Raw genomic sequence first — 1,101 nt, 5'->3', positions numbered from 1 at the left:
CGGCCCGCGACCGCGGCGCCCGGGGTGAACGGCAACGGCGGCCGGACCTGGTACGCCCCACGCACGATCAGCCCGTCGACGAAGCTGACGCCCGCCGCCGCCACCCCGACGAGCACCTCTCCGGGCCCCGGGGCCGCCGGGGCCTCGTCGACGACGGTGAGCAGCTCCGGATCGCCGAACTCGGTACACACCACGCGCAACATGGGTCCACTCTCGCCGATCCCCCCGCCGAGATGAACCTCAGGGCTGTTCGATCATGCTCCGCACAGCACCCACGTTCATCTCGACGGAGAGTCAGAGCGACTTGAGCACCGCGTCCGCCGAGCTCACGGTGACGTCCCCGGGCGAGGACTCGACCCACACGCCCGTCACGACGCCGTCGGCGATGACCGCGGCGTAGCGCTGGTTGCGCAGGCCGAGGCCCATGCGGGTGCCGTCCAGGGTCAGCCCCATCGCCTTGGCCAGGTCGCCGTTGCCGTCGCCGAGCATGAGGACCGTGTCCCCGGTGTCGCGGGACCTGCCCCAGGCGTCCATCACGAACGCGTCGTTGACCGACACGCATGCGATCGTGGTGACCCCCTTGGCCTTGAGCTCGTCCGCGCGCAGCACGTACTCCGGCAGGTGCTGGTCGGAGCAGGTGGGGGTGAAGGCCCCGGGGACCCCGAACAGGACGACCGTGCCGGAGCCCAGGACGTCGGTGCTCCGGACGGGCGTGGGGGCACCGTCGCGGATCGTGGTGAGCGTGACGTCCGGCAGGGTGTCGCCGACGGAGAGCGCCATGGGGTTCCTCGTTTCGCGGAAGGGCGTGATCACCCGCACGTTATCCCGGCCCTCACCCCCACCGCAGCCGCCAGACCCGGGCACCGCACAGCCGGGCGGCGTAGCCGCGCAGGCTCCGCGCCGCCAGGTCCGGACAGACGGCGACGTGCTCGGCCGCGACGCGCTCCGCCTCCGGCATCGTCCACGGCGGGGTCGCCACGGTGAGGGTCAGCCGGTCCGCCGCGAGCTCCGTGACCACCGCCCCGAACCGCTCCTCCCAGCTCCGCAGGACCGTGGCCAGGCGGTTCGGGTCGTCGAGGATCAGCGACGCGCTGGGGACCG

Annotated in this window: 3 protein-coding genes; all 3 read right to left on the bottom strand. The window is 73.0% G+C overall.

Annotation, left to right across the window (positions count from 1 at the left end):
• On the bottom strand, positions 1-203 hold a 203-nt coding region (locus tag H5J29_RS33815; RefSeq protein ID WP_376768608.1), incomplete at its 3' end, for an alcohol dehydrogenase catalytic domain-containing protein.
• Between the two features lie 91 nt (positions 204-294).
• Positions 295-780, bottom strand: coding sequence for a peroxiredoxin (locus H5J29_RS33810; RefSeq protein WP_181784925.1), 486 nt, complete (start codon positions 778-780; stop codon positions 295-297).
• Between the two features lie 52 nt (positions 781-832).
• The coding region (locus H5J29_RS33805; protein WP_181784924.1) for a DUF4253 domain-containing protein at positions 833-1,101 on the bottom strand (269 nt) is incomplete at its 5' end.

This window comes from Pseudonocardia pini, assembly GCF_013870575.1.
Lineage (GTDB): Bacteria > Actinomycetota > Actinomycetes > Mycobacteriales > Pseudonocardiaceae > Pseudonocardia > Pseudonocardia pini.
This window is presented reverse-complemented; position numbering and strand designations above follow the sequence as displayed.

What these genes read in the sequence shown, in the direction of transcription:
- H5J29_RS33810 (WP_181784925.1), bottom strand. Translation starts at nt 780, where the DNA reads ATGGCGCTCTCCGTCGGCGACACCCTGCCGGACGTCACGCTCACCACG.